General features: G+C 39.1%; 33 protein-coding genes and 1 pseudogene. 33 read left to right on the top strand and 1 reads right to left on the bottom strand.

The window, feature by feature from the left end:
* Positions 1–264: 264 nt before the first annotated feature.
* The 5 genes from AXF18_RS00695 to AXF18_RS00675 all read left to right on the top strand — a co-directional run bounded on the left by AXF18_RS00695 (position 265) and on the right by AXF18_RS00675 (position 4,575).
* Positions 265–717: a YhcH/YjgK/YiaL family protein gene (locus AXF18_RS00695; RefSeq protein ID WP_065371338.1), complete on the top strand. Its 453-nt coding sequence runs from the start codon at positions 265–267 to the stop codon at positions 715–717.
* Positions 718–737: 20 nt separating this feature from the next.
* Positions 738–1,382, top strand: coding sequence for a YesL family protein (locus AXF18_RS00690; RefSeq protein WP_065371337.1), 645 nt, complete (start codon positions 738–740; stop codon positions 1,380–1,382).
* A 171-nt stretch (positions 1,383–1,553) separates the two neighbouring features.
* On the top strand, positions 1,554–2,471 hold the full coding sequence (locus AXF18_RS00685; RefSeq protein WP_065371336.1) for a dihydrodipicolinate synthase family protein: 918 nt from the start codon (positions 1,554–1,556) through the stop codon (positions 2,469–2,471).
* 17 nt (positions 2,472–2,488) lie between these two features.
* A complete protein-coding gene (locus AXF18_RS00680; RefSeq protein WP_065371335.1) occupies positions 2,489–3,385 on the top strand; it encodes an ROK family protein in 897 nt (298 codons plus the stop codon).
* 425 nt (positions 3,386–3,810) lie between these two features.
* Positions 3,811–4,575, top strand: coding sequence for a class I SAM-dependent methyltransferase (locus tag AXF18_RS00675; RefSeq protein WP_065371334.1), 765 nt, complete (start codon positions 3,811–3,813; stop codon positions 4,573–4,575).
* 135 nt (positions 4,576–4,710) lie between these two features.
* Here the strand turns inward: AXF18_RS00675 and AXF18_RS00670 are convergent, their stop codons facing one another.
* The gene (locus AXF18_RS00670; RefSeq protein ID WP_065371333.1) at positions 4,711–5,562 is read right to left on the bottom strand and encodes a MurR/RpiR family transcriptional regulator; all 852 of its coding nucleotides are present in this window, start codon (positions 5,560–5,562) and stop codon (positions 4,711–4,713) included.
* A gap of 255 nt (positions 5,563–5,817) precedes the next feature.
* Between AXF18_RS00670 and pbp2b the strand changes: the two genes are divergently transcribed.
* From pbp2b to AXF18_RS00535, 28 genes and pseudogenes are all read left to right on the top strand, one after another.
* Positions 5,818–7,860: a penicillin-binding protein PBP2B gene (gene pbp2b / locus AXF18_RS00665; RefSeq protein WP_065371332.1), complete on the top strand. Its 2,043-nt coding sequence runs from the start codon at positions 5,818–5,820 to the stop codon at positions 7,858–7,860.
* A gap of 10 nt (positions 7,861–7,870) precedes the next feature.
* Positions 7,871–8,467 carry a recombination mediator RecR gene (gene recR, locus AXF18_RS00660; protein WP_000966754.1) on the top strand — a complete coding sequence of 199 codons (597 nt, stop codon included), beginning with the start codon at positions 7,871–7,873 and terminating at the stop codon, positions 8,465–8,467.
* A 302-nt stretch (positions 8,468–8,769) separates the two neighbouring features.
* Entirely contained in the window at positions 8,770–9,045 is a 276-nt protein-coding gene (locus tag AXF18_RS00655) for a TIGR04197 family type VII secretion effector (protein WP_000509001.1), read from the top strand.
* Complete coding sequence (locus AXF18_RS00650; protein WP_253678278.1) at positions 9,033–9,404, top strand: hypothetical protein; 372 nt, start codon at positions 9,033–9,035, stop codon at positions 9,402–9,404. The genes AXF18_RS00655 and AXF18_RS00650 overlap by 13 nt, the downstream gene beginning before the upstream one ends.
* The gene (locus AXF18_RS00645) at positions 9,395–10,969 is read left to right on the top strand and encodes a virulence protein (RefSeq protein WP_065371330.1); all 1,575 of its coding nucleotides are present in this window, start codon (positions 9,395–9,397) and stop codon (positions 10,967–10,969) included. The genes AXF18_RS00650 and AXF18_RS00645 overlap by 10 nt, the downstream gene beginning before the upstream one ends.
* Positions 10,970–10,979: 10 nt before the next feature.
* Entirely contained in the window at positions 10,980–11,588 is a 609-nt protein-coding gene (locus AXF18_RS00640) for a hypothetical protein (RefSeq protein WP_049550288.1), read from the top strand.
* Positions 11,585–12,214 (top strand): hypothetical protein, encoded by a 630-nt coding sequence (locus AXF18_RS00635; protein WP_049550287.1) that lies wholly within the window; start codon positions 11,585–11,587, stop codon positions 12,212–12,214. The genes AXF18_RS00640 and AXF18_RS00635 overlap by 4 nt, the downstream gene beginning before the upstream one ends.
* A complete protein-coding gene (locus AXF18_RS00630) occupies positions 12,211–12,825 on the top strand; it encodes a hypothetical protein (protein WP_049550286.1) in 615 nt (204 codons plus the stop codon). The genes AXF18_RS00635 and AXF18_RS00630 overlap by 4 nt, the downstream gene beginning before the upstream one ends.
* Complete coding sequence (locus AXF18_RS00625) at positions 12,822–13,430, top strand: hypothetical protein (protein ID WP_000780963.1); 609 nt, start codon at positions 12,822–12,824, stop codon at positions 13,428–13,430. The genes AXF18_RS00630 and AXF18_RS00625 overlap by 4 nt, the downstream gene beginning before the upstream one ends.
* On the top strand, positions 13,427–14,053 hold the full coding sequence (locus AXF18_RS00620) for a hypothetical protein (protein WP_001242084.1): 627 nt from the start codon (positions 13,427–13,429) through the stop codon (positions 14,051–14,053). The genes AXF18_RS00625 and AXF18_RS00620 overlap by 4 nt, the downstream gene beginning before the upstream one ends.
* A complete protein-coding gene (locus AXF18_RS00615) occupies positions 14,050–14,676 on the top strand; it encodes a hypothetical protein (RefSeq protein WP_065371329.1) in 627 nt (208 codons plus the stop codon). The genes AXF18_RS00620 and AXF18_RS00615 overlap by 4 nt, the downstream gene beginning before the upstream one ends.
* The gene (locus AXF18_RS00610; RefSeq protein WP_049550284.1) at positions 14,673–15,287 is read left to right on the top strand and encodes a hypothetical protein; all 615 of its coding nucleotides are present in this window, start codon (positions 14,673–14,675) and stop codon (positions 15,285–15,287) included. The genes AXF18_RS00615 and AXF18_RS00610 overlap by 4 nt, the downstream gene beginning before the upstream one ends.
* Positions 15,284–15,913: a hypothetical protein gene (locus AXF18_RS00605; RefSeq protein ID WP_049550283.1), complete on the top strand. Its 630-nt coding sequence runs from the start codon at positions 15,284–15,286 to the stop codon at positions 15,911–15,913. Before AXF18_RS00610 ends, AXF18_RS00605 begins: the two co-directional genes overlap by 4 nt.
* Entirely contained in the window at positions 15,910–16,539 is a 630-nt protein-coding gene (locus AXF18_RS00600; protein WP_049550282.1) for a hypothetical protein, read from the top strand. Before AXF18_RS00605 ends, AXF18_RS00600 begins: the two co-directional genes overlap by 4 nt.
* A 51-nt stretch (positions 16,540–16,590) precedes the next feature.
* Positions 16,591–17,124, top strand: a complete 534-nt coding sequence (locus tag AXF18_RS00595; protein WP_049550281.1) for a hypothetical protein — start codon at positions 16,591–16,593, stop codon at positions 17,122–17,124.
* A gap of 84 nt (positions 17,125–17,208) precedes the next feature.
* The gene (locus AXF18_RS00590; protein ID WP_049550306.1) at positions 17,209–17,736 is read left to right on the top strand and encodes a hypothetical protein; all 528 of its coding nucleotides are present in this window, start codon (positions 17,209–17,211) and stop codon (positions 17,734–17,736) included.
* Positions 17,737–17,820: 84 nt separating this feature from the next.
* Positions 17,821–18,345: pseudogene (locus AXF18_RS00585) on the top strand (thiol-disulfide isomerase).
* 179 nt (positions 18,346–18,524) lie between these two features.
* Positions 18,525–19,151, top strand: coding sequence for a TipC family immunity protein (locus AXF18_RS00580; RefSeq protein WP_065371328.1), 627 nt, complete (start codon positions 18,525–18,527; stop codon positions 19,149–19,151).
* A 215-nt stretch (positions 19,152–19,366) separates the two neighbouring features.
* A complete protein-coding gene (locus AXF18_RS00575) occupies positions 19,367–19,852 on the top strand; it encodes a hypothetical protein (RefSeq protein ID WP_239831358.1) in 486 nt (161 codons plus the stop codon).
* Positions 19,853–19,901: 49 nt separating this feature from the next.
* On the top strand, positions 19,902–20,432 hold the full coding sequence (locus AXF18_RS00570) for a hypothetical protein (protein ID WP_000957423.1): 531 nt from the start codon (positions 19,902–19,904) through the stop codon (positions 20,430–20,432).
* A 143-nt stretch (positions 20,433–20,575) separates the two neighbouring features.
* Positions 20,576–21,082, top strand: coding sequence for a hypothetical protein (locus AXF18_RS00565; RefSeq protein WP_000792138.1), 507 nt, complete (start codon positions 20,576–20,578; stop codon positions 21,080–21,082).
* Between the two features lie 448 nt (positions 21,083–21,530).
* The gene (locus AXF18_RS09815) at positions 21,531–21,821 is read left to right on the top strand and encodes a polymorphic toxin type 44 domain-containing protein (RefSeq protein ID WP_158084955.1); all 291 of its coding nucleotides are present in this window, start codon (positions 21,531–21,533) and stop codon (positions 21,819–21,821) included.
* 26 nt (positions 21,822–21,847) lie between these two features.
* Positions 21,848–22,336, top strand: a complete 489-nt coding sequence (locus AXF18_RS00555; RefSeq protein WP_049549967.1) for a hypothetical protein — start codon at positions 21,848–21,850, stop codon at positions 22,334–22,336.
* Positions 22,337–22,516: 180 nt separating this feature from the next.
* Positions 22,517–23,149, top strand: a complete 633-nt coding sequence (locus AXF18_RS00550; RefSeq protein ID WP_065371326.1) for a hypothetical protein — start codon at positions 22,517–22,519, stop codon at positions 23,147–23,149.
* Positions 23,150–23,204: 55 nt separating this feature from the next.
* Positions 23,205–23,342, top strand: a complete 138-nt coding sequence (locus AXF18_RS10115) for a hypothetical protein (RefSeq protein ID WP_172837204.1) — start codon at positions 23,205–23,207, stop codon at positions 23,340–23,342.
* 104 nt (positions 23,343–23,446) lie between these two features.
* Complete coding sequence (locus AXF18_RS00545; RefSeq protein WP_065371325.1) at positions 23,447–24,490, top strand: D-alanine--D-alanine ligase; 1,044 nt, start codon at positions 23,447–23,449, stop codon at positions 24,488–24,490.
* An 83-nt stretch (positions 24,491–24,573) separates the two neighbouring features.
* Complete coding sequence (gene murF / locus AXF18_RS00540) at positions 24,574–25,947, top strand: UDP-N-acetylmuramoyl-tripeptide--D-alanyl-D-alanine ligase (RefSeq protein ID WP_065371324.1); 1,374 nt, start codon at positions 24,574–24,576, stop codon at positions 25,945–25,947.
* Positions 25,934–26,545, top strand: a complete 612-nt coding sequence (locus AXF18_RS00535) for an NUDIX hydrolase N-terminal domain-containing protein (RefSeq protein WP_065371323.1) — start codon at positions 25,934–25,936, stop codon at positions 26,543–26,545. The genes murF and AXF18_RS00535 overlap by 14 nt, the downstream gene beginning before the upstream one ends.
* The last annotated feature ends 189 nt before the right edge of the window (positions 26,546–26,734 follow it).

The raw sequence follows: 26,734 nt of genomic DNA, 5'->3' as shown, positions 1-26,734 counted from the left end.
AACTTAAGAATGAACTCTTTTCATGATACTAGTTAGAGTAGGTTCGTTTTATGGTGGCTATTTTCCGCTTTAGTGGTATCTAAGATAAGCATCTTACGCTTATCTTAGACGGAATTTTTGAGACTGACGATGAAAGAGCAAAAGGCTCAAAAATTAGGAATGAAATTCCGAAGGAATTTGCTTCCGTCCGCACTATTACAGGGAAATAGAGAAAGGAACATTCGAAACTGAAAAATAGTAACTATCAGAAACGAAGGAAACAGTATGATTTTTGACGATTTGAAAAACATCGCCTTTTACAAGGGAATCCATCCCAATCTAGACAAGGCTATTAACTATCTCTATCAGCACCGTAAGGATTCTTTCGAACTCGGCAAGTATGAGATTGACGGGGACAAGGTCTTTCTAGTTGTTCAGGAAAATGTCCTCAATCAAGCTGAAAATGATCAATTTGAGCATCATAAGAACTATGCAGACTTGCATTTGCTGGTAGAAGGACATGAATATTCGAGCTACGGTTCACGTATCATAGATGAATCAGTAGCATTCGACGAAGCGAGTGACATTGGCTTTGTCCATTGTCATGAAAAATACCCACTCTTGTTGGGCTATCACAATTTTGCGATTTTCTTCCCAGGAGAACCGCATCAGCCAAATGGCTACGCAGGGATGGAAGAAAAAGTTCGCAAGTATCTCTTTAAAATTTTGATTGATTAAAAGAATCAGGAGGAGCAAACATGGCACAAAAAGGAGTAAGCCTTATCAAGGCAGCATTTGATACAGATAATTTTCTCATGCGTTTCAGCGTGAAGGTCTTGGATATCGTCACAGTCAATCTTCTTTTTGTCGTCTCTTGTTTGCCCATCGTGACGATTGGAGTGGCGAAAATCAGCCTCTATGAGACTATGTTCGAGATTAAGAGAAGCAGGCGGGTACCAGTCTTTAGAACTTTTATAAGGGCCTTCAAGCAAAATCTGAAACTGGGTTTCCAGTTAGGTTTGCTGGAGTTGGGTATAGTTTTGCTAAGCCTTTTAGACCTCTATCTTTTCTGGGGCCAGACAGCTTTGCCTTTCCAGATTGTGAAAGCTATTTGTTTGGGGATTCTCATCTTCCTCACTCTGGTGATGCTGGCTAGTTATCCCATCGCTGCGCGCTATGATTTGTCTTGGAAAGAAGTGCTGCAAAAAGGGCTTATCTTGGCAAGTTTTAACTTTCCTTGGTTCTTCCTCATGTTAGCCATTCTCTTTCTCATAGTGATGGTTCTTTATCTATCCGCCTTCACTCTCCTTTTGGGTGGGTCAGCTTTTATCCTCTTTGGTTTTGGTTTGCTAGTCTTTCTCCAAGCAGGATTGATGGAGAAAATTTTCGCCAAATACCAGTAGGATGAGGTGTTTCTGAAACTACTTTCAATCGTTACAGTTTTTAAAATACAAGTAGAAACTAAAATCTAAGTGTATACAAGATATTGAAAGCGATTTTCACAAGGTGTATACTAAACTTGTAAAAAATAGAACTGCTCTCAGCAGAAAAAAAGAAATCTTAGGAGAAAATCTATGTCAGATTTGAAAAAATACGAAGGTGTCATTCCAGCCTTCTACGCATGTTATGATGATCAAGGAGAAGTCAGTCCAGAGCGTACGCGTGCCTTGGTTCAATACTTTATTGATAAGGGAGTTAAAGGTCTCTATGTCAACGGTTCTTCTGGTGAATGTATCTACCAAAGTGTGGCAGACCGCAAATTGATTTTGGAAGAAGTCATGGCAGTTGCTAAAGGGAAATTGACCATCATTGCTCACGTAGCATGCAACAATACTAAAGACAGTATGGAACTTGCTCGCCACGCAGAAAGTTTGGGTGTAGATGCCATTGCAACGATTCCGCCGATTTACTTCCGCTTGCCAGAATACTCAGTTGCCAAATACTGGAATGATATCAGTGCTGCAGCTCCAAACACAGACTACGTGATTTATAACATTCCTCAATTGGCAGGAGTTGCTTTGACTCCAAGTCTTTATACTGAAATGTTGAAAAATCCTCGTGTTATCGGTGTTAAGAACTCTTCTATGCCAGTTCAAGATATCCAAACCTTTGTCAGCCTTGGTGGAGAAGACCACATCGTATTCAATGGTCCAGATGAACAGTTCCTAGGTGGTCGCCTCATGGGTGCTAAGGCTGGTATCGGTGGTACTTATGGTGCGATGCCAGAACTCTTCTTGAAACTCAATGAGTTGATTGCTGAGAAAGATTTGGAAACAGCGCGTGAATTGCAATACGCTATCAATGCAATCATTGGCAAGCTCACTTCTGCACATGGAAATATGTACGGTGTGATCAAAGAAGTCTTGAAGATCAATGAAGGACTTAACATTGGATCAGTTCGTTCACCATTGACGCCAGTGACTGAAGAAGATCGACCAGTTGTAGAAGCAGCTGCAGCCTTGATTCGTGAAACCAAGGAGCGCTTCCTCTAATTCATAAGGAGGTATTTATGACACACTACGTTGCAATTGATATCGGTGGAACCAACATCAAATATGGTTTGATTGACCAAGAAGGCCAACTTGTTGAATCGCATGAAATGCCAACCGAGGCGCATAAGGGTGGACCTCATATCTTACAAAAGACAAAAGATATCGTAGCCAGCTATTTAGAAAAAGGCCCAGTAGCAGGTGTTGCCATTTCTTCTGCAGGAATGGTGGATCCAGATAAGGGTGAGATTTTCTATGCTGGTCCTCAGATTCCCAACTATGCAGGAACCCAGTTCAAGAAGGAAATCGAGACGAGTTTTGCGATTCCTTGTGAGATTGAAAATGATGTCAACTGTGCAGGTCTGGCTGAGGCAGTATCTGGTTCAGGCAAGGGAGCGAGTGTCACACTTTGCTTGACCATTGGAACAGGTATCGGTGGTTGCTTGATTATGGATGGGAAGGTTTTCCATGGATTTAGCAATTCGGCCTGCGAAGTCGGTTACATGCACATGCAGGATGGAGCTTTTCAGGATCTTGCTTCTACGACAGCCTTGGTAGAATATGTAGCAACAGCTCATGGCGATCCAGTTGATCAGTGGAATGGCCGACGCATTTTCAAGGAAGCTACTGAAGGAAACAAGATTTGTATGGCTGGTATTGACCGCATGGTAGACTATTTAGGAAAAGGTCTGGCAAATATTTGCTACGTTGCCAATCCAGAAGTGGTCATTCTCGGTGGCGGGATCATGGGGCAAGAGGCTATCCTCAAACCGAAGATCCGCACAGCCTTGAAGGCGGCCTTGGTGCCAAGCCTAGCTGAAAAAACACGATTAGAATTTGCCCATCACCAAAATACAGCAGGGATGTTGGGAGCCTATTATCATTTTATACTCAATGAAAATCAAAGAGCAAAGTAGGAAGCTAGCCGTAGGCAGTACTTGAGTACGGCAAGGTGAAGCTGACGTGGTTTGAATTTGATTTTCGAAGAGTATCAAAACAAAACAATCCTAGTTTGGAATTATAGAATTAAGAAAAACACTTAATCACTACTTGAGTGAAAACTGTTTTGCTTAATTCTTTTTTTATTGAAAAATTTAAGCCAAAGGAGGTAATCGTGAGAAACTAGGAGAAAATAAGCATCTTGTATGAAAGGTTGAAGCGAGAGCAATTCTATCATCAAATTCAACTAGTGTTTAGTTTGAGTAAATGAGAAAATGTGGAAAAATGATATAATGAGATGGACGAAAAATTAACAAATTAGAACTTGTAGAGGTGAAAAAAGTGTAATGGTAACCTATTCACCTGAAGTCGAAATCATATAAAATTACGAGGAGATTGTAAGATGAGTAATTATATAAAATTAAATGAAGATAGATGGAATAATGTAAAAAACGACTATACTGAGCCATTGACACAGGAAGAATTAGAAGAAGCTAGAAAGCATCCAATTTCTGTTGCTTTAACTGTTGGGAAAAAAGTTCCGATAGAGTGGTTTGAAAAAGCCAAGGGGAAAAAGATATTAGGGTTAGCTTGTGGTGGTGGTCAGCAGGGTCCCGTTTTTGCTGCAAAAGGTTATGATGTCACCATCATGGATTTTTCTAAATCACAATTAGAAAGAGATGAGATGGTCGCTAAAAGAGAAGGCTTAAAAATCAATACCGTTCAAGGCGATATGACAAAACCATTTCCATTTGAAGATGAAACCTTTGATATTGTTTTTAATCCGGTTTCAAATGTATATATAGAAGATTTAGAAAACATGTATAAAGAAGCCTCTCGCGTATTGAAAAAGGGTGGACTCTTAATGGTCGGATTTATGAATCCTTGGATCTACATGTATGATGCTGACACTGTATGGGACAAACCCGATGAGGAATTACTGTTAAAATTTTCAATCCCTTTTAATTCAATAGAGCTTGAAGAGGAAGGCAAAATCACCATCAATCCAGAATATGGATATGAATTTAGCCATACCTTAGAAAATCAGATTAGAGGACAACTAAAAAATGGTCTCGCTATGATCGATTTTTATGAATCATGTGACAAAAGACATCGATTATCACAGTATGGAAATGACTATATCGCTACACTTTGTATTAAACTATAATCTTATAGAACATACTTCTGGAGAATAGCTCGTTTTATTTTACGATTAGAATTTGCCCATCACCAAAATACCGCAGGGATGTTGGGTGCCTATTACCATTTCAAAACAAAACAATCCTAGTTTGGTTAAACCAAACTAGGATTTTCTAACGCGTTTTTGTCTACGATAGCCGTTGAGTTTTTTATTTTCCCAATAGCTGTTAAAGATTTTTTCTTTGCTCTCGCGATTGATTTCTAAAAAGTAGGCATAAATCAAATCTATTAAAATGAGCATAGGGAGTTGAGCGGAAATACGCTGGATGTAAGAAGATTGACTGTGGCTTGCCACAAGGACTGTTTCGGTATAGGCCTGACTGTTTTTGTTTGGAGCACTGGTAAAGAGAATGGTCTTGGCCCCCATTTCCTTGGCATCCAACAAACTATCGAGGACGGATTGGGTAGTGCCTGATAGGGAAAAGCCAAGTACCAGACAGTTTTCATCCATGATACTAGTCGTCCAAGCAAAGCCATCCTGATCGGTCAAAGCTTCACAGACAACACCTAGTCGCATAAAGCGCAGTTTCATCTCACGGGCAATCAGACCAGAACTTCCCGTCCCAAAGAAGTAAACTCGTTCTGCGTCATCGATTAATTGGGCGACGCGTTCCAGTTGTTCTTCGTCAATCAAATCCTGAGTTTGTTCTCGCATGATACTGTAGTTTCGCAAAACACGTTTGGTCAAGGGACTGTGTTTGTGCGAATGAGTGTCCGGTTTACTAGCCTGATGCTGGTATTGAAAGACGAATTCTCGGTAGCCTGTAAAACCACACTTTTTGGAAAAGCGGGTCAAGGCTGCTTGGGAGATATGTAATTTCTGGGTAACTTGCTGAGAAGAGAGATCATCTTGGATCGTTTCAGCTTGCAAAAAATAGCGAGCGATTTCTTGCTCGAGCTCGGTTAATTCTTCAAAATGGAGGTCGATTATGGTTGCGATATCTGGCTTGTTCATGAGGCTCCTTTTTATGAGTCAAAGTCTTAAAAGTTAACGCTTTCCTAACTATTACTATCATTATATCATAGAAAATAGGATAACCAAATAAAAAGGCATTTTCAATTAAAAGTCAAAAAATGCTTCGACTTTTCCAAGAGTTTCTCCGTAAAATATGGTACAATGAAATGTACTGAGCTTCACCTATTTACTCTATTATTTTAGGGAAAATAAGGGTAAAAATCAGAAATTTTTCTAGAAAAGAGTCTTAGTTGTATGAGAAAATTTAATAGCCATTCGATTCCGATTCGGCTTAATTTACTGTTTGCGATTGTCATTCTGCTGTTTATGGCCATTATTGGTCGTTTGTTATACATGCAGGTGCTCAATAAGGATTTTTATGAAACAAAATTGGCCTCAGCCAGCCAAACAAGGGTAACAACCAGTTCAGCTCGTGGACAGATCTATGATGCGGCAGGGAAACCCTTGGTAGAAAACACTGTCAAGCAGGTTGTTTCTTTCACACGAAACAATAAAATGACGGCAGCTGAATTGAAGGAGACAGCCAAGAAACTTCTCACATATGTAAATGTAACCTCCCCTGATCTGACTGATCGACAGATTGCAGATTATTACTTGGCGGACCAGGATATTTACAAAAAAACAGTCGAATCCTTGCCAAGCGATAAACGCCTGGATTCAGATGGGAACCGTTTATCGGAAGCGACACTTTACAATAATGCGGTTGAAAGTATTGACGTGAGTCAGCTCAATTATACAGATGACCAGAAAAAGGAAATCTATCTCTTTAGTCAGCTCAATGCTGTTGAAAATTTTGCGACAGGAACCATTTCTACGGATGCCTTAGATGATACCCAAGTTGCTCTCGTTGCATCAGCGTCCAAGGAATTACCAGGTATCAGCATTTCAACCTCATGGGATCGTAAAGTCTTGGACACTTCTTTATCGACGATCGTCGGTAGTGTTTCAAATGAGAAGTCAGGACTTCCAGCAGAGGAAGTTGATGCTTATCTCAAAAAAGGCTATTCTCTCAATGACCGAGTGGGAACTTCCTATCTTGAAAAGAAATATGAAGATGTTCTTCAAGGCAAACGCTCCGTCAAAGAAATCCACCTCGACAAACACGGAAATATGGAAAGTGTGGAAAATGTTGAAGAAGGAAGCAAAGGAAACAATATCAAGTTAACGGTTGACCTAGCTTTCCAGAATGGTGTGGACGACCTACTCAAGAGCTACTTCAACTCAGAGTTGGGTAATGGTGGAGCCAAATATTCTGAAGGGGTCTACGCTGTAGCCCTCAATCCTAAAACCGGTGCAGTTTTGGCGATGTCAGGTGTCAAGCATGATGTCGAATCCGGGAAATTAAGTTCAGATTCGCTTGGAACAATAACCAACGTCTTTGTGCCAGGATCTGTTGTTAAGGCAGCAACCATCAGCTCTGGTTGGGAAAATGGAGTCTTGTCAGGTAATCAAACCTTGACAGACCAGCCGATCGTTTTCCAAGGTTCGGCCCCTATCAATTCATGGTATACCTTGTCCTATGGCTCTTTCCCTATCACAGCAGTTGAGGCTCTAGAATACTCTTCTAATACCTATATGGTTCAAACTGCGCTAGGAATCATGGGACAGACCTACACACCAAATATGGTGGCCGCAACGGGACAGTTAGAGACTGCAATGGGCAAATTGAGATCAACATTTGGGGAATATGGACTCGGAGCTTCAACAGGGATTGACCTCCCAGATGAATCCACAGGATTTACGCCAAAAGAATTTGATTTGGGGAACTATATCAATAATTCCTTTGGTCAGTTTGACAACTACACACCGATGCAGTTAGCCCAGTATGTCGCAACCATTGCAAACAATGGCGTACGTTTGGCTCCTCACATCGTTGAAGGGGTTTATGGAAACAATGACCAAGGTGGCCTAGGTAGTCTGGTTCAAGAAACAGCCACTAAGGAACTAAACAAGGTCAATATCTCAGAATCAGATATGGCTATCTTGCAGCAAGGTTTCTATCAAGTTTCGCATGGAACGAGTGCTCTGACAACTGGTCGTGCCTTTTCAAATGGCGCAGCCGTTTCCATCAGCGGGAAAACGGGTACTGCCGAAAGTTACGTTAATGGCGGTCAAAAAGCCAATAATACCAACGCAGTCGCCTATGCACCAACCGAAAATCCTCAAATCGCGGTCGCAGTCGTCTTTCCTCATAACACCAACCTTACAAACGGTGTCGGACCTTCGATTGCACGCGACATTATCAATCTTTATCACCAACACCATCCAATGAATTAGAAAGGAACTTATGCTGTATCCAACACCTATTGCCAAGCTGATTGATAGCTATTCAAAGTTACCAGGTATCGGGATTAAAACGGCTACCCGCCTAGCCTTCTATACCATTGGAATGTCTGATGACGATGTCAATGAATTTGCCAAGAATCTCCTGTCTGCTAAGCGGGAATTGACCTATTGTTCCATCTGTGGTCGCCTGACGGATGATGACCCTTGCTCAATTTGTACGGACCCGACTCGAGACCAGACAACGATCTTGGTGTTAGAGGATAGTCGCGATGTGGCTGCTATGGAAAACATCCAAGAATACCACGGACTCTATCACGTCTTGCACGGCCTCATTTCTCCGATGAATGGTATCAGCCCAGACGATATCAACCTCAAAAGTCTCATGACCCGTCTTATGGATAGTGAGGTTTCAGAAGTGATCGTGGCAACCAATGCGACAGCGGATGGAGAAGCGACATCGATGTATCTCTCTCGTCTCCTCAAGCCAGCTGGCATCAAGGTCACTCGCCTAGCACGAGGACTAGCCGTGGGAGCAGATATCGAGTATGCGGACGAAGTCACACTCTTACGAGCCATTGAAAATCGGACAGAGTTGTAGAAGTTAGTAAAAACGTAGCTCTTTTTGACACATAAGACAAGCCCTAGGAATTTTTCTAGGGCTTTGTTTTTTCTGTTTTTCACCAGAGAAGAACAAGCCTTGCTAATAAGACTAGTCAAACTATAAGGCATCAAAAAACGGGTTTCCAAAATGACTAGTGGCGTCTTTGTCAAACTCATTCACTGAGCGATAGAGTTTACTCTAAGGAGATGAGCTCACTTGCCCTTAGGATTTGTTTTGAAATCGTACTATTTTTATGTTATGATATGGTCAATATACAATGAATAATGGGAGTTTGAAGTATGGGTGGAAAGATAAAATCTAGCACGATAGCAGCTGAGGCAGCTATTAATGAATTGGTTGGGTATGACACGAGCAAGAAGCAAAATCAGCAAGTAGAATTTTCATATACTTCTGAAATCGCTGGGATGGAAGCTGGACGTCAGGCTTGCAATCAAATGCTTCAGGCAGTCAGTGATTTCAGCTCGGCTGTTTTGACCCAAGCAAATAAGTTTCCAGAAATTGCTCATAAGATTGAAAAACGCGACGTAGAACTGGCTAAGAGATGGGAACATTAAAAATGGCAGATAAGAACGAAGAAAAACGCTACAAACTTTGGCGAGAAATTGTCAAGATTGACGATAAAGAAGAAAGTCTTCAGACTCTAAAAAGACAATATGAACAGCAGGTAATTCACTTTCACTCAGAAATCCAGAGTATCCACCATCGTATGGCGACTCTATTGGCTCTCTCGCCCAGTTCTCGTCAGGTGATAGAGCAAATCGAAAGTGATAATAGAACCATTCAACGACAGGTCAACTCTTATGTAGAAGAGGAACTGGATGAATTGGGAAAACAAACGAAGAAGGCTCGTCGGTCTTTCGATGAAGCTAGAGAAGAACTGATATCGGAAAGGAATCGGCTACCATGGGAGTAAAATACAGCGCACAAGAATCCCAAGAATTGATTCAAGCCATGACTAACAATCTCCAAGTCGCAAATGAAGTCACGGACCGCTTATCCAGCGGATGTGACCACCTGATCTCCTCTTTAGACTCAGGTGAGCTGACAGGAGCAGCCTACACAGCTGGGAAGGGTCTCTTTACAGAGATTATCATCCCCAGCATCAAGAAGTTACAAGCAGCGATAGATGATATCCAACTAGAGTTGACCTCCTACAAAAATGCGGATGCTCAGGTCTCTGGATATGGAGATTTGGACATGGACCAGCTCAAGGAACTGAAAAAATTGAGGGAAGAGCAGTTAGCTATCGTAGAAGCTCAGATTCAAGCGAGGGAGAATTGGTTAAATCAAATCAAAGATTTCTTTACACTGAATTGGGGGAAAGCTTTCTCTGAGAAGACCATCCTCTACAATACTAAGTCTCAAATCGAGTCAGGTATTCAGGATTTGGATGACAAGATTGAAAAACTAGAATTCTTTGTCTCAGAGGTTTCCCAGTATTTCAGTGATAGCCTAGAAGTCCTTAGCTTAGCGATTCAAGGAGCTACGCGACTAAGTAAAGTCATTGTCGATAGCGATGGTAACTACTATGCGGACGGTGTGGACATGAGCTGGGTGCAGAAGATGAAGGATGTGAAGATTGTTTCGCATGCCAAAAGAGATTTTCAAGACTCGGAAACTCGTGCCATCAATAAAGCTTCTAGGGATATGATGTTATCAGAAGATGGAGATGCCTACTATCGTGCCGAATTAAAGAAGCGTTTAAAAGGCCACGACAAGTCCGAATGGGATAAAATAATCGACGACTACAATCACACTCTTAAGATTGATGAGACAGGGAACATTATTGAAATTTCCCCCTTGGAACAAGGCTATGTCGTTTCAAAAAACGGGAAATACGATGCTGACTATACTCATTTGGTTAACAAAAAGTTTGATGAACTAAAAGCCCAAAACTTTGAAGCAAATTCAGTCGAATTTTGGAGTGGAGTAGCTCAAATATTCTCTGGATTGGGAGTTTACTTTGCGAGTGGTGCCCTTGAAGTCTTGAGTGTAATGGCTGGTCCACCAACAGCAGGGACAAGTATCGTAGCTGGTACGGCAGCATCTGTATCAGGGGTACAATATGGGAATGTACTGATAGCTAGTGGAGCAGTAACTAGCTTATCAGCTATCACAAAGACGGCCTTACTAAATGGTGAAATTCAGGTTAATTATTCTAGTAACTATGACAGCTGGCAGGCCAATAAACCAACGAGTAAGTCTTTTGGGAAAAAGGTCTCTGGACGAGTTAAAGGTAAAAAAGTCGATAATATTCGAGTTGATGCGGAGCCAGATAGTGGGAAAATCCAAGTTCAATCGGGGAGTGGGAAATCGGGTTATGACCTTGACATAGATATCGAGGTTTCAAGGATTTCAAGTAGGCAGGATATTGTAGACTGGGTAAACAAACGTTCTGAACTAAAAGGACTTGGTCAAGGTGCAAAAGAGGAAATTATCAAAAATATGTGGAAAGCTTTTAAATACTTGACGCAATAAGGAGTGAACAATGAAATTATATTTAAAAGGTGATTATACAAAAAGAGTACCTTATGGTTATTTAGAACTAGCTGGCAAAATGTGGTTTCCAGAAGATGAGCAAGTTTCTTACTCAAATGCTGGGAACAATGATGATTTACAAGAAGATTTTTTCTCAAATTTATCCTTGAGGAAAGGCACTGCCGATAAGAGATGGTCTAGTGTCCCCTTAAAGGAAGGGGTACGAAGACTCTTTTCACATCTTGACGAATGTATTGACCTAGAGTTTGAAGATGCATTCGCTACAGACTACAATGAAAAAGGAGACTATCTCCGTATTTTAACCACCCATCTAGAAGTTTTAACAGTTGATAAACGAGCCATGTACATTATGGCGCTTGAAATTGCAAAGGTGATTGATGGGCAAATTAGCGAGGATAATAAGGCTAGCTGGTTGACAATCGAGGAGTTTAAAAGAAAACATGAGGATATTCTATCTCTAACTTTTGAAGAAGCAAATGAACTAAGTTTGACTGAAATTCAAACGATGGATGTGGTAGACGACCCTCTTTGGGAGGAAGAAGCCACTCGTCGAAAAGAGTATATACTAGCACATGGAGGCGATATCTCAGATTTATGAGACTTTATATCAAAGGTGATTATACGAAAAAAATAGACTTCACAACTAGAGAGCTTGTTTGGAAGATGTGGTTTAAGGAACGGAAAGGCAAGAAAATAAGTTTCTCCAATGTTGGTGATGATGCCATGCTACAGGATGATTTATACTTTGGTGTTCGGTTACACAAATGGGCTTCTGTTGATGAAAGATGGGATAAAGCTTCTTTTATAATTCCGAGCAATCCTTGGTTGTCTTTGGAATATGAGAGTATAACATTGGAATTTGAAAAAACTTTCATTACAGAGTGGAGAGAACGTGGGGATTATCTACGTATCGCCACATCTCATACAGATGTTTTAACTGTAGACAAACGTGCTTTATACATTATGGCAACTGAAGTAGCATCTGCCATTGATGGTCAGATTAGCGAAGACGGCAAGCAAAGTTGGCTAAGTGTAGAAGAATTTAAGGAATATCATAAGGCTGTTCTTTCACTGACTTATGATGAAGCGGTTGAAATTAGTTTGGAAGAATTAAAGACAATGGTGCCAGTAAGAGATCCTTTATGGGAAGAAGAAGAGCGACTTCGGGAAGAGTATATCAAAATCCATGGCGAACGTATTTATGACGATGAGGACGACGAGTGAGACTTTATATCATAGGTGATTACACCAAGACTGATTTTTATGAAGAGTTTAAAGAAATAGCTCAAAAAATGTGGTTCAAAGAGCGAAAAGGAATTCCACTTGATTTTTCCTATGCTTGGGATGAAGATTTACATTTGAATTTACGGTTGGATAAATTTAAATATAATGACGAACGTTGGGAGAGTGCAAATTTTAATACAAATATAAACCCTTGGAAGACATTTGAATATGAAAACTTGACATTGGATCTAGAAAATTCTTATGAAAGCGATGGACGTGAGAAAGGTGATCATTTGCGAATTATTTCCACTCATCTAGATATTCTAACGGTTGACAAGCGAGCGCTCTATATCATGGCGATTGAGGTGGCATCTGCCATTGACGGTCAAATCAGCGAAGACGACAAAGAAACATGGTTGAGTATTGAAGAATTCAAAACGAAACATAAAGACCTACTGAATTTGACCTACGACGAAGCAGTCGATATTAGTTTGGAAGAACTAGAGGTTATGGAGGCGATTGATGAACCCCTTTGGGATGAATTACACAGAGGGTGGGAAGAATATATCAAAATCCATGGCGAGCCAGTTTATGACGACGAGGAAGAATGAAATTATACTTAAAAGGCGATTATACAAAAAGAGTACCTTATGGTTATTTGGAACTAGCTGGCAAAATGTGGTTTCCAGAAGATGAGCAAATTTCTTACTCAAATGCTGGGAACAATGATGCATTACAAGAAGATTTTTTCTCAAATTTATCCTTGAGGAAAAGCACTGCTGATAAGAGATGGTCTAGTGTCCCCCTAAAGGAAGGGGTAAGAAGTCTCTTTTCACATATTAAAGAATGTATTGAAATTAATTTTGAAGATGCATTTGCTACAGATTATAATGAAAAGGGTGACTATCTCCGTATTTTAACCACCCATCTAGAAATTTTGACAGTTGATAAACGGGCTATGTATATTATGGCGCTTGAGATTGCAAAGGTGATTGACGGGCAAATTAGCGAGGATAATAAGAAGACATGGCTAACAGTCGAGGAGTTTAGGAAAAAGCACGAGGCTATTCTATCTCTGACTTTTGAAGAAGCAAATGAACTAAGTTTGACAGAAATTCAAACGATGGATGTTGTAGACGACCCTCTTTGGGAGGAAGAAGCTAATCGTCGAAAAGAATACATACTAGCACATGGAGGCGATATCTCAGATTTATGAGACTATATATCAAAAGTGATTTTAAGAAAAAAATAACCTTTACGACAAGAGAGTTGCTCTGGGAAATGTGGTTTAAGGAATGGCAGGGTCATCCTATTACATACTCAAACGTTGGTGATGATGAGATGTTGCAAGATGATTTCTTTTTTGGAGTTCAATTTGATAAATGGCGATTTAATGATAAGCGATGGAATCATATACCATATGACAAGAGTGACCCTTGGAATTCGTTTTCTGATGAAAATATTCAATTAGAATTTGAAAATGATTTTATTACTGATGGGAGAGAACGTGGAGAATACCTTAGGATTGCGACTACCCATACGGACATTTTAACGGTTGATAAACGAGCTATGTATATCATGGCAGTCGAGGTGGCTTCTGCCATTGATGGTCAGATTAGCGAGGATGGCAAAGAGACCTGGATGGATGTAGAGACTTTTAAGGAGTTGCACAAGGATGTTCTTTCACTGACTTATGATGAAGCTGTTGAAATCAGTTTGGAAGAATTAAAGACAATGGTACCGGTAAGAGATCCTCTATGGGAAGAGGAGGAACGCCTTCGAGAAGAATACATTGCTATCCATGGCGAACGTGTTTATGACGATGAGGAAGACGATTGAAATTATATTTAAAAGGCGATTATACTAGAAAAGTGACATTTGGCTACAGAGAACTCGCATGGAAAATGTGGTTTAAAGAAAGAAATGGTCAAGAAATAAGTTTCTCAAATGTTGGAGATGATGAGATGCTACAAACTGACTTCTATCTATCTTTACGGTTAGATAAGTGGGGAGCAAGTGGCTCTCGTTGGAAAGATGTCAAGGCAAAAGGGGGCAGTGCAATCAATTCCCAAAAATATGAAAATATTGATTTGGATTATGAAGGAAGTTATGAAAGCGACGGTAGAGAAAAGGGTGCTTATCTAAGAATCGCTTCGAATTATCTAGATATATTAACAGTTGATAAGCGAGCTATGTATATTATGGCACTCGAAATTGCGACTGCGATTGATGGAAAAATTAGTGAAGATGATAAGAAAACATGGTTAAGAATCGAGGAGTTCAAGAAAAAGCACCAAGATATCTTATCTCTAACCTTTGATGAAGCAAATGAGATGAGTTTGGAAGAAATTCAGACGATTGACGCTATTGACGAACCCATCTGGGAAGAATTGGATAGGCTTCGTGAAGAATACATCAAAATCCATGGCGAACGTGTTTATGACGACGAGGAAGACGAGTGAGACTATATCTTAAAGGCAACTACGAAATTAGTATCTATCAGGCCTGTATGGAATATCCTTGGAAAATGTGGTTCAAGGAACGTAAGGGAGTGAAAGTTGGTTTTTCTTACGCACGTGATGATGACTTTTATTTTAGCGTTAGTTTGGACAAATTTTCTTCAAATGATGAGCGTTGGGGAATGGCTGATTTTAAAATAGGAGATAATCCATGGAATTCATTTAAATATGAGTATCTAATATTGGATTTTGAAGATTCCTATGAAAGTGATGGGCGAGAAAAAGGAGACTATCTTCGAATCATCACGACTCATAAGGATATTCTAACGGTTGACAAGCGAGCTCTCTATATCATGGGTATTGAAGTTGCATCTGTCATTGACGGTCAAATCAGCGAAGACGACAAAGAAACATGGCTGAGTGTTGAAGAATTCAAAACGAAACATAAAGACCTACTGAATATGACCTACGACGAAGCAGTCGATATTAGTTTAGAAGAGATAAAGGTTTTGAAAGCCATAGACGAGCCTCTCTGGGAAGAGTTGGATAGAAAGCGAGAAGAATATATCGAAGTCCATGGAGAGGTAGAGTTGGATGACGAGGAAGACGAGTGAGACTATATATCAAAAGTGATTTTACGAAAAAAATAGACTTCACAACTAGAGAGCTTGTTTGGAAGATGTGGTTTAAGGAACGGAATGGCAAGAAAATAAGTTTCTCCAATGTTGGTGATGATGCTATGTTACAGGATGATTTTTACTTTGGTGTTCGGTTACACAAATGGTCTTCAGTTGACGAAAGATGGGATAAGGCTCCTTTTATAATTCCTAGTAATTCTTGGTCGTCTTTGGAATATGAGAGTATAACACTTGAATTTGAAAAAACTTTCATTACAGAGTGGAGAGAACGTGGAGATTATCTACGTATCGCAACATCCCATATAGATGTTTTAACCGTAGATAAACGTGCTATGTATATCATGGCAGTCGAGGTAGCTTCTGCTATTGACGGGCAGATCAGTGAGGATGACAAGCAGACCTGGATGGATGTAGAGATATTTAAGGAGTTGCACAAGGATGTTCTTTCACTGACTTATGATGAAGCGGTTGAAATTAGTTTGGAAGAATTAAAGACAATGATACCAGTAAGAGATCCGCTATGGGAAGAAGAAGAACGGCTTCGCGAAGAATATATTAAAATCCATGGTGAACGTGTTTATGACGACGAGGAAGACGAGTGAGACTATATATCAAAGGTGATTATACCAAAGAAATTCCATTTGATTACATGGAACTAGCGAAAAGGATGTGGTTTGAGGAAAAAGATGGAATAGAGCCGGATTTGTCGTATGCTGGGTTTCTAGAACTACCAATCGAGAAACTTTCTATTCATTTAGAATTAGATAAGGAAACTCATGGTGATAGGTGGAAAAGTGTTCAGATTAAGGAAGGGATAAAGTATGATTTTTTATCCCATAAGTCAGAATATATACAGCTAGATTACGAAGATGCAATGATGTCGGATTTTCGTGAGAAAGGTGAATGTTTAAGAATTGCTTCTAAGCACCTTGACCTTCTCACTGTTGATAAACGAGCTATGTATATTATGGCACTTGAAATTGCGACTGCGATTGATGGGAAAATTAGTGAAGATGATAAGAAAACATGGCTAACAGTCGAGGAATTCAAGGAAAAGCACCAAGATATCTTATCTCTGACTTTTGATGAAGCAAATGAGATGAGCTTAGAAGAAATTTCATTTATGGATGATGTGAGAGACCCAGTTTGGGAAGAAGATGACCGTAGAAATGAAGAATACATCAAAATCCATGGCGAGCCAGTTTATGATGATGAGGAAGGTGAGTGAGAATTTATAATCCCACTTATTTGAAAGAGAGTGTTGATAGAGGAAAGGCGAATGTTAGATAAAGTAAAACAGTTTAAGTGGTTGATTGTATTGTCCTTGTTCCTATTAGCGATTCCTTTATATTTTACTTACAATCATTTCCAACAATCTAGTGCTTTAAAAGAATCCTTTGAGAAAAATGAAAGAATTGAAGTTCTTCATCGTTTGACGTCATCAGAAAAATATGTGTCTGACATCCGCAAGGCAGGATATACTATTCCTTCTGACGGAGCTATTCGATTGGATGGAGTTATTTATCCATTAGAAATAGAAGGAGAGTTACATTTGAAAATTAGCCCTCCCAAAAAGGATGCTAAGGATTTTCAGTTATTTTTCATCACACAGGTTAATGAAAAACAAACACATATAACTTTTATTTTAGATAAAAATCTGAATTTAATTGATTCCAGCTATTCTCAGCAAAATGGTAACGGGAAAAGAGAGATTGTTTCTATCTCACAAGCCGAAGAAGATTACTTGTTGAGAAGTGTTCAAAGCGAGATTGATGACTTCATGAAAAAGATATATCAAACCTTGTATGGATAGTTTACCAGAGAAAGAAGCTTCTTGCTCAACGCAATGCTGTATGAACAAGACTTCTATGATAACTTAGACAGAGGGGGTGAAAAAATGTCAGGACTTAAAAAAATACTGATCGTGATTGGTTCTGTAATTGCCTTAGCTACTGGCTTGAATCTTTATTTTCAGTATCAAAACCACCAAGAACATATGCAATTAAAAACCTCCTTTGAAGAGAGGGACAATATAGCCGTCTTACAACGTTTAATGGCGTCAGAAAAATATGCGTCTGACATCCGTAAAGCGGGCTATGTCGTTCCTCCTGATGGAGCTATTCGCTTGGATGGAGGAATTGACTCCATAGAGATAAAAGGAGACATCGATTTGGATATCTCAAATCCGGGACGGAATGGGGTTACTGCTTATTTTAGAATAGAGATAGATGGTAAAATAACTAGTGTACTCTATGAATTGGATAAGAACTTTGATTTAGTTTCTAGCGCCTATTTTCAAATAAATGAAAAAAATATAAAAGAGAGTGTGAACATCTCTCAATCCGAAGAAGAGCGCCTATTAAAGATTGTTCAAAGCGAGATTGATGGCTTCATGAAAAAGATGTATCAGACTTTGTATGGATAGTTTACCAGAGAAAGTAGCTTCTTTCTTAACACAATGTCGTATGAACAACACTTCTATGATAACTTAGACAGAGGGGGTGAAAAAATGTCGGGACTTAAAAAAATGCTAATCGTGATTGGTTCTGTAATTGCCTTAGCTACTGGTTTGAATCTTTACTTTCAGTATCAAAACCATCAATAACATATGCAATTAAAAACCTCCTTTGAAGAGAGGGACAATATAGCCGTCTTACAACGTTTGATGGCATCAGGGAAATATGCGCCTGACATCCGTAAAGCGGGCTATGTCATTCCTCCCGATGGAGCTATTCGCTTGGATGGAGGAATTGACTCCATAGAAATAAAAGGAGACATCGATTTGAAAATATCGTATCGTGGACGGGGGGTTACTGCTTATTTTGAAATAGAGATAGATGGTAAAATAACTAGTGTACTATATGAATTGGATAAGAACTTGGATATAGTTTCTAGCGCCTATTTTCAAACAAATGAAAAAAATAAAAATGAGAGAGTGACTATCCCCCAAGCTGAAGAAGAGCGCCTATTAAAGATTGTTCAAAAAGAGCTTGAGGCTTTCATGAAAAAGATGTATCAGACTTTGTATGGATAGTTTACCAGAGAAAGTAACTTCTTTCTTAACACAATGTCGTATGAACAACGGGGTGTGTTGAGGGATTTTACTAGAAAAAGATACCGTAGATAAGCTACAAAAAAATTACCCAAGTATTGATAATTTCATTCGAAATATTGAAACAGGTAATCAAGAGTTGACAGAGATGAGGTGATTAGATGAAGAAGAGGAAATTTGCAATTTTTTCGTTGCTAATAGTTCTATTATTATCTTTCTTTGGTTTTCAGTACTATAAATATCAGAGAGTTCACAATATTTTTGATGAAATATACTACGAAGAAAGTGATTATCACAATTATACGTTTCTATGGAAAGGTCGAGCTTTTTATAAGTTAAAAAGTTTAAAATTTGTGGACAACGATTCTCAAGAAATTTCTATTCATTCTATTGATTATAAAAGTGTAGATTTACCAAATACTATTCAATCTCTAGGTTATTATTTTTATTTTGGATTTCAGGAGATGACGAAAGTTGGGATAGAGATGCGTTTGAGACTGCCAGATACAGAGACAACCATAAATGTAGATTACCTGTACGATGTAAACAATCAGCAATTAGAACGATTTATGTGGTATCACGATGAGAAAAGCGTGAGATATTATCATCAGTCTCAAGTAGAAGCCTTTCTAACGGAGCATGGAAAGACTGCCGATGAGATTCGCAGGGAAGCAGATGAAATACTCCGTCACAAAGTCTTGGCAGACTGGACTTCCATATATGCCAGTCGTTTTAGCCTAGATAATTGGGGAGAAGTGACAGTTAAGGATATATGGAGAACCGAATAACAAACGGAACGGCGAGGCAATAGTTTTATAAAGGCAGGTTGCCATGACAGAGTTCTTAAGAATATTTTGTAAAAAAAGTTACTTTGGAGCAGTAAATGAGAAATAAAAGTAAGTCTATCCTATTTTTCCTATTTTTCCTTTTTTATATGGTATTGTTCATCATTAAGCCGATCTACCAATATATTTCATTTTCTAAGATGGATGTGAATAGTAGTATGGTTAAATTGATTCAAGATAAAAATGATCAGGATTGGCATGCTCTTGATAAGCATATTCATCTAGTGCCCTCAAAAGAAAATGGAAAGAACATCGGCCTTATCTATGTGGTGGATGACTATAATCAAATTGAAAGTAAGATTTCTTCTGAGAATCAAGCGGTATCCATCAGTTACAATAATCGATTACAAGGAGACAAGAGTGTTGAAATTAGTTGGTTAAATGGGGAAAAGCGGTTGTATCATGCTGGGAGATATTTGAAATTAGCAAGTGAAAATCAAGCTGTGATTGAAAGTAACACAGGTTCTTCAGTGACCGTTTGGGAACAACGCTCGGACAATGCGATGAATCAGTTATATACAGTTGTGAATCAGATGAGAAAGATAGTTTTAAATCATTTGCTTCAGAAAATTTTCTACTATTCGATAGCTTTGGTCTGCTTTCTTTTGGGTTGGAAAATATACTCTCTTTTAAGGAGGGATTGAAGGCCACAGTTCTTCTGGATTTTAATAGTGATGAGAGAGGAAAACTAAAATGCTAACACCCGTGTTATTTATTGTGTCTTTATTTCTACTTTTACGGCACTTTAAAAGCAGTCTCTCAAGAATGATCATCGGATTGTTGTATGGTTCGTTTGCGGCAGTTTTTATTTGTGTGGTTTTAAATGCTGGTAATTACACTCTGCAACCTGGTCAAAGTGTTCAATTGAGAGTTTATCCCAATACAGATCAGCTAGAGTATAATTCGGAACTACATTTTAAAAAATTAGATGATGCGAAGTTAAAATTGTCCGGTCGAAAAGGTTGGGGAATGAAAGACAGTAATATAGTCTATAATGTTGAAAAGCAAACAATAACGGAGCTAATTTTTTTAAAAGACAAAACCGAGCGTAAAGACTTACCAAATGATAAGAGTAAAAGTATCTATTTAGAAAGTGATGGTATAGTGGTTCAAGGGGAGATAAAGGAAGTATTTGGGGTGACGGAAGAAACTCCCTACACGATCACCATCACCAATGTAGACGACAAACCGGCACACTTTGAAGCTCAAGTGGTGGATCGGTAAACTGGACCTCCATCTACTCTAGTCGCTTTAGCCCCAAAAATTGGGTTGATGTGACCGACAAGGATATTTGGAGAGAGGATCTTGGAGCAGATTAGTGATATGTCTCAATCTGAGTTTCTGACGAAGAATGGGGAGAAGTACGCGTGAAAAATAAAAGAAAACAATTTAATAAATGGAATCTAGGATGTTCTGGAATAGTTGCTATTGTAGCGATTGTGTTTTCCTATTATATTTATTTGTATTTCAAAAATGCGAGTTATACCTTGAAACCAGGGGATTCCATAGTTTTAAAAGTTCCGACCTCAAAACAAAAGGAATTTACTCCAAAATTATATCTATCTAAGATTTCTGGTGGGAAATTAGAATTATCTGGGAAAACCTCATGGTGGCAGAAGGGAGAAGGAAACCTTTTAGGGACTAACTATGATGTTTTGAAGCAAGAAATTAGCGAAATCTACTCATCGTCAAGTAATATCCCAACAAAAATAAAAGAAAACGATACAAATAATAGTATATATTTATCAGAAAAAGGTGTAGTTTTTCAATCTAAAGAATCTTGGGAATTTGAGATTCCAAACGCAAAACAAATAAAAATAACGAATATTTCAGACAGAGACATTAGATTTGAAGCGCAGGTGACAGGTGAATAGAGGAAACTAGAAAAGTAAAATGAAGAAAAAATGATTATTTTTTCACTTTGATAGCTTTATTCTTGTCTTCTTTTCTTTGTAAAACTTAAGTTACCAATTTTACACTCCCCTTTTTTCTTTTAGTTCTATACTTCGTGAGGACTATTCATTTCCAGAGTTTCCTTTTTTAGTGATTACTAGGAATCTATTTGTGTAAATTCCCCATACCTCGTCAATTGTGATGGCAACTACTATGCGGACGGTGTGGACATGAGCTGGGTGCAGAAGATGAAGGATGTGAAGATTGAGAGTGCAAAATATGATTCTTCTAAGAAAGCTAAGGATTTGCATAAAGAATACCAGAAATCTTAGATAAGTTGGAAAATGGAAAAGCCCTGGTGATAATGGAAGAGTCGATAATTCGATTGCTATAGGAAATGAGATTGGAGACAATGGAACATTTATAGATTTGGTTAATTCTAATAAACCGCTAGACTTAAAAAACCGAACATACAGAGAAGAATATCCGTTCTCACTCTGGGGACGAAAGTGGAAACAAGGGATGAAGTCTGATTATTTGGGAAATTATCTCTTTGGCTATGTTGGTAAAGGTTACTTAGAATCGAGTGATGCATATTTGAAAGTTGGGGCAGGAGTGGCTCAGGGATGGTCAGATAAGAATCCTTTGAAATATTTAGAGAACATTATTAATGGAAATTATGGAGATAATCCAGGAGATGCTAAGATGATTCAAGACTGAATTAATGACTATAAGGAGAGTTACAAATGAACTTGAAGAGAAAATCAAATTGGAATTTAGGTTGTAGTTTAACACTTGTTGTAGTTTTGGCGGCCATTTTTTTCTTTAATCTATGGGCACAAAATCTTGGTAAGTATACTCTGCAACCAGGAGAGTCGGCTAACTTTACAGTAAATCCTCGGACACATGATGTAGAATACTACTTAGAATTAATCTTGAAAAAAAATGACACTAATAAGCTTAAATTATCAGGTAAAAAAGTTTGGTTTGAGATGGATAGCGATATTTTTTATGGTGTTGAAGAACAAAAACTTTTTAGAAGAAATCATTCAGAAAATGATGATGAAGAGCTTCCAAACAATCAAAAGGACATTAATTTAGTACGGGATGGAATTGTTGTCAGTTACAAAGGGGAAAAAGTATTTAATGTAACCAATAACAAGTCCTACACGATTACCATCACCAATGTAGACGACAAACCGGCGCACTTTGAAGCTCAAGTGGTGGATCGGTAGATTTAGGAACCGTAAACTAGGCCTCAGTAGTTGCAATTGTTTAGTAAAGGAGACTTATTTGCTTTGAAAGTAACAATCAGCTTGTTTCTTTCGAATATGCAAGAAAGGATCTAGTGGCGAATACTAGTCAAAATGTCAAAAAAGATTTAGATAAACCTAATCCCGCAGTTGGAGAGTAAAATGTTAAATAAAATGAAAAAATATTATAAAAACAAACCAACTCAAGCTGTCTTAATGCTCTTAGTTCTTATTTGGTCAGTATATGAGATTAGTGCGACCAGTTTGGCAAGTAATTCTGCATTAACTAAGGAATTCATGCATAGTCGGTATGTTATAGTTTGGCCAATGGTAGATAAGAAAATGAAATTATACCATTATGCGGAAGAATGGACTAATGACGTTTTAGATGGAATGATGCATTTAGACTATGGAAATATTAGAATAACTAGTTTTCCTAAAAAATGGGAGAGTGAAGCTGAAGTTTACTATACGCTGTCTCAGGATGAATATGCTGATAGAGTATATTTTTTCTTAGACGAGCCAATTTCCAAAGCCTATATCAGCAGATTAGAACAAAAATATTATTTGATTTCAAAGAATGCAGTTGCTATTGAAGAGGAAACAGGTAAGACGGTTGAACAGTTAGTTCAAGAAGTGGGGAATGCAAGGAAAAACTTCTTATCAGCTCTTGGAAAGATGAAAATCCTTCGTTTGGTCTATTTGATTCTTCGTATGATAGTATTGTTGCAGTTTATCAGGTGGTCGGGTCAGCGTAGAAAAAGGAAAGAGAACGAAATTTTGCAGAATAGATAGAGCTCCAAAAAGGTATGATGATAAAGAGCTTCCAAACAATTAAAAAGGTATTCATTTGGTAAAGAATGGGATTGTTGTCAGCTACCAAGGGGAGAATGTTTTTTATGTAACCAATAACAAGTCCTACACGATCACCATCACCAATGTAGACGACAAACCAGCTTACTTTGAAGCTCAAGTGGTGGATCGGTAAAGTTTCAGCTCTCAAATGAGGGCTTTTTTAGATACAAGTTTCAAAAAAGAAGCAAATATGATATACTAAAGAACGAGTATTCTATTAGAATTAGGACAAGCAATATGAAACAAACGATTATTCTTTTATATGGTGGGCGTAGTGCAGAGCGTGAAGTCTCTGTCCTTTCAGCTGAAAGTGTTATGCGTGCGATCAACTACGACCGTTTTACAGTCAAGACTTTCTTCATCAGCCAGTCAGGTGACTTTATCAAAACACAAGAATTTAGCCAGACTCCAGGTCAAGAGGATCGTCTCATGACCAATGCGACTATTGACTGGAACAAGAAAATCGCGCCAAGTGCCATCTATGAAGAAGGTGCAGTGGTCTTTCCAGTTCTTCATGGTCCTATGGGAGAAGATGGCTCTGTTCAAGGATTCCTTGAAGTTTTGAAAATGCCTTATGTTGGCTGCAATATCTTGTCATCTAGTCTTGCCATGGATAAAATCACGACCAAGCGTGTTTTAGAATCTGTCGGGATTGCCCAAGTACCTTATGTGGCTATCGTCGAAGGGGACGATGTGACTGCTAAAATCGCTGAAGTTGAAGAAAAATTGACTTACCCAGTCTTCACGAAGCCGTCAAACATGGGTTCTAGTGTCGGTATTTCTAAGTCTGAAAATCAAGAAGAACTCCGCCAAGCTTTGGAACTTGCCTTCCAATATGACAGCCGTGTCTTGGTAGAGCAAGGGGTGAATGCCCGTGAAATCGAGGTTGGTCTTTTGGGCAATTACGATGTTAAGAGCACGCTTCCTGGTGAAGTGGTTAAGGATGTTGCCTTTTATGACTATGATGCCAAATACATCGATAACAAGATTACCATGGATATCCCGGCTAAAATCAGTGATGATGTGGTAGCTATCATGCGTCAAAATGCAGAAACTGCCTTCCGTGCGATTGGTGGCCTCGGTCTGTCTCGTTGTGATTTCTTCTATACAGATAAGGGCGAAATTTTCCTAAACGAGCTCAATACCATGCCAGGTTTTACCCAGTGGTCTATGTATCCACTACTTTGGGACAATATGGGAATCAGCTACCCAGAACTAATCGAGCGTTTGGTTGACCTTGCTAAGCAAAGTTTTGACAAGCGCGAAGCGCATTTGCTATAAAATGAAAGAGAGGGTAGAAGCCGGAACTATCACTGCAAGGTGAGTCGAGTTCTCGGACTTCAACCCTTTTTAAAGGAGTAGAAATGAAATTAACAATCCATGAAGTTGCCCAAGCTGTTGGGGCTAAAAATGATGTCAGCATCTTTGAGGACACCCAGATAGAAAAAGCTGAGTTTGACAGTCGTTTGATTGGGACAGGTGATTTGTTTGTGCCACTCAAAGGTGCGCGCGATGGTCATGACTTTATCGAAACAGCTTTTGAAAATGGTGCAGCAGTAACCTTGTCTGAGAAAGAGGTTGCAAATCATCCCTACATTCTAGTAGCTGACGTTTTGATTGCCTTTCAACAACTAGCCGCCTACTATCTTGAGAAAACGGCTGTTGATGTCTTTGCCGTAACGGGTTCAAATGGAAAAACGACGACCAAGGATATGTTGGCACATTTATTATCAACAACCTACAAGACCTACAAAACTCAGGGCAATTACAATAACGAGATTGGTCTTCCTTACACAGTTCTTCATATGCCAGATGATACTGAAAAATTGGTCTTGGAAATGGGGCAGGATCACTTGGGGGATATCCATCTCTTGTCTGAATTGGCTCATCCTAAGACAGCCATTGTGACCTTGGTTGGAGAGGCTCATTTGGCCTTTTTCAAAGACCGTTCTGAGATTGCCAAAGGAAAAATGCAGATTGCAGATGGTATGGCACCAGGTTCTTTGCTTTTGGCACCAGCTGACTCGATTGTAGAGGACTACTTGCCTACAGATAAAAAGGTGGTTCGTTTTGGGCCAGGAGCAGAGCTGGAAATCACAGACTTGGTTGAGCGCAAGAATAGTCTGACCTTTAAGGCCAATTTCTTGGGACAAGCCCTCGATTTGCCAGTGACAGGTAAGTACAATGCCACCAATGCTATGATTGCTGCTTATGTGGCTCTACAAGAAGGAGTTTCAGAGGAGCAAATTCGTCAGGCCTTTCAGAACCTAGAATTGACCCGCAATCGTACTGAGTGGAAGAAGGCAGCCAATGGAGCAGATATTCTGTCTGACGTATACAATGCCAATCCAACTGCTATGAAGTTGATTTTGGAGACATTCTCTGCCATTCCAGCTAATGAAGGGGGCAAGAAAATCGCTGTCTTGGCAGACATGAAGGAACTCGGCGACCAGTCAGTCCAACTCCATAACCAGATGATTTTAAGCCTATCGCCAGATGTGCTGGATACCGTTATTTTCTATGGAGAAGACATTGCCGAATTGGCACAACTTGCCAGTCAAATGTTTCCAATCGGTCACGTTTTCTACTTCAAGAAAACAGCCGATGAGGACCAATTTGAAGACCTAGTCAAGCAGGTTAAGGAAAGCTTTGGAGCCAATGACCAAATTTTGCTCAAAGGATCGAACTCCATGAATCTAGCCAAGCTGGTAGAAAGTTTAGAAAATGAATGCAAGTGATTTTACCAAGTATCTGCAAAGAATGTTAGCCATTACGGATACTGGATTAACCTTTACAAAAGATCCTTTCGACCGAGAGCGCTACGAGGACTTGCGAATCCTGTTATCTGAAATGTTGAATCAGGTATCAGACCTCGATGCAGAAGAAGTGGCAGAAGTCTTGAAACCAACGTCCGCTTATGCAACTCCTCTGATGGACGTCCGTGCTTGGATTGTTGAGGATGAAAAAGTCTGTTTAGTTAGAGGAAAAGGAGAGGATAGTTGGGCTTTGCCAGGTGGTTTTGGTGAAGTCGGCTACTCTCCAACCGAAAATATTCTCAAAGAAATTGAAGAAGAAACTGGTTTTAAAGCAAAAGCTGAAAGGTTACTTGCAGTTTTTGATACCAATCGTTTCCAACTACAGAGCAAACAATATGCAAAGTTTGTCTTGGAATGCCAACTTCTTGATGGACAATTTCAAGAGAATCAAGAAATTGCTGAGCTTCAATTTTTTGCCATTGACCAATTGCCAGTCTTATCTGAAAAACGCATCACCAAGGAGCAAATGGAGATTCTTTGGCAAGTTTATAAAGGACAAAGAGACCAATATGTTGATTAGTTTATGCTAGAGAAGTTGACAAATCAAAAAAGGGTATCTGCAAGGTGCATTTCTGCAATACAAATGATATAATAGGTTGCGAATTTAAGACGCAAGTATTCTATGCATGGCATGGAATCAAGTTTTTCAAAAAATTTAAAAGCTGGGGAAAGTGAATTTTTTACTGCCTCTAGCTAGATGAACGAGGAA

This window comes from Streptococcus sp. oral taxon 064 (genome assembly GCF_001683375.1).
Lineage (GTDB): Bacteria > Bacillota > Bacilli > Lactobacillales > Streptococcaceae > Streptococcus > Streptococcus oralis_S.
The sequence above is the reverse complement of the archived record's forward strand: the minus strand, read 5'-3'. Positions and strand labels throughout refer to the sequence as shown.

Excerpts from the sequence above, each read along its gene's own strand:
- AXF18_RS00695 (WP_065371338.1), top strand. The coding sequence starts at position 265 with ATGATTTTTGACGATTTGAAAAACATCGCCTTTTACAAGGGAATCCAT.
- AXF18_RS00690 (WP_065371337.1), top strand. The coding sequence starts at position 738 with ATGGCACAAAAAGGAGTAAGCCTTATCAAGGCAGCATTTGATACAGAT.
- AXF18_RS00685 (WP_065371336.1), top strand. The coding sequence starts at position 1,554 with ATGTCAGATTTGAAAAAATACGAAGGTGTCATTCCAGCCTTCTACGCA.
- AXF18_RS00680 (WP_065371335.1), top strand. The coding sequence starts at position 2,489 with ATGACACACTACGTTGCAATTGATATCGGTGGAACCAACATCAAATAT.
- AXF18_RS00675 (WP_065371334.1), top strand. The coding sequence starts at position 3,811 with ATGAGTAATTATATAAAATTAAATGAAGATAGATGGAATAATGTAAAA.
- AXF18_RS00670 (WP_065371333.1), bottom strand. The coding sequence starts at position 5,562 with ATGAACAAGCCAGATATCGCAACCATAATCGACCTCCATTTTGAAGAA.
- pbp2b (WP_065371332.1), top strand. The coding sequence starts at position 5,818 with ATGAGAAAATTTAATAGCCATTCGATTCCGATTCGGCTTAATTTACTG.
- recR (WP_000966754.1), top strand. The coding sequence starts at position 7,871 with ATGCTGTATCCAACACCTATTGCCAAGCTGATTGATAGCTATTCAAAG.
- AXF18_RS00655 (WP_000509001.1), top strand. The coding sequence starts at position 8,770 with ATGGGTGGAAAGATAAAATCTAGCACGATAGCAGCTGAGGCAGCTATT.
- AXF18_RS00650 (WP_253678278.1), top strand. The coding sequence starts at position 9,033 with ATGGGAACATTAAAAATGGCAGATAAGAACGAAGAAAAACGCTACAAA.
- AXF18_RS00645 (WP_065371330.1), top strand. The coding sequence starts at position 9,395 with ATGGGAGTAAAATACAGCGCACAAGAATCCCAAGAATTGATTCAAGCC.
- AXF18_RS00640 (WP_049550288.1), top strand. The coding sequence starts at position 10,980 with ATGAAATTATATTTAAAAGGTGATTATACAAAAAGAGTACCTTATGGT.
- AXF18_RS00635 (WP_049550287.1), top strand. The coding sequence starts at position 11,585 with ATGAGACTTTATATCAAAGGTGATTATACGAAAAAAATAGACTTCACA.
- AXF18_RS00625 (WP_000780963.1), top strand. The coding sequence starts at position 12,822 with ATGAAATTATACTTAAAAGGCGATTATACAAAAAGAGTACCTTATGGT.
- AXF18_RS00620 (WP_001242084.1), top strand. The coding sequence starts at position 13,427 with ATGAGACTATATATCAAAAGTGATTTTAAGAAAAAAATAACCTTTACG.
- AXF18_RS00595 (WP_049550281.1), top strand. The coding sequence starts at position 16,591 with ATGTTAGATAAAGTAAAACAGTTTAAGTGGTTGATTGTATTGTCCTTG.
- AXF18_RS00590 (WP_049550306.1), top strand. The coding sequence starts at position 17,209 with ATGTCAGGACTTAAAAAAATACTGATCGTGATTGGTTCTGTAATTGCC.
- AXF18_RS00580 (WP_065371328.1), top strand. The coding sequence starts at position 18,525 with ATGAAGAAGAGGAAATTTGCAATTTTTTCGTTGCTAATAGTTCTATTA.
- AXF18_RS00575 (WP_239831358.1), top strand. The coding sequence starts at position 19,367 with ATGGTTAAATTGATTCAAGATAAAAATGATCAGGATTGGCATGCTCTT.
- AXF18_RS00570 (WP_000957423.1), top strand. The coding sequence starts at position 19,902 with ATGCTAACACCCGTGTTATTTATTGTGTCTTTATTTCTACTTTTACGG.
- AXF18_RS00555 (WP_049549967.1), top strand. The coding sequence starts at position 21,848 with ATGAACTTGAAGAGAAAATCAAATTGGAATTTAGGTTGTAGTTTAACA.
- AXF18_RS00550 (WP_065371326.1), top strand. The coding sequence starts at position 22,517 with ATGTTAAATAAAATGAAAAAATATTATAAAAACAAACCAACTCAAGCT.
- AXF18_RS00545 (WP_065371325.1), top strand. The coding sequence starts at position 23,447 with ATGAAACAAACGATTATTCTTTTATATGGTGGGCGTAGTGCAGAGCGT.
- murF (WP_065371324.1), top strand. The coding sequence starts at position 24,574 with ATGAAATTAACAATCCATGAAGTTGCCCAAGCTGTTGGGGCTAAAAAT.
- AXF18_RS00535 (WP_065371323.1), top strand. The coding sequence starts at position 25,934 with ATGAATGCAAGTGATTTTACCAAGTATCTGCAAAGAATGTTAGCCATT.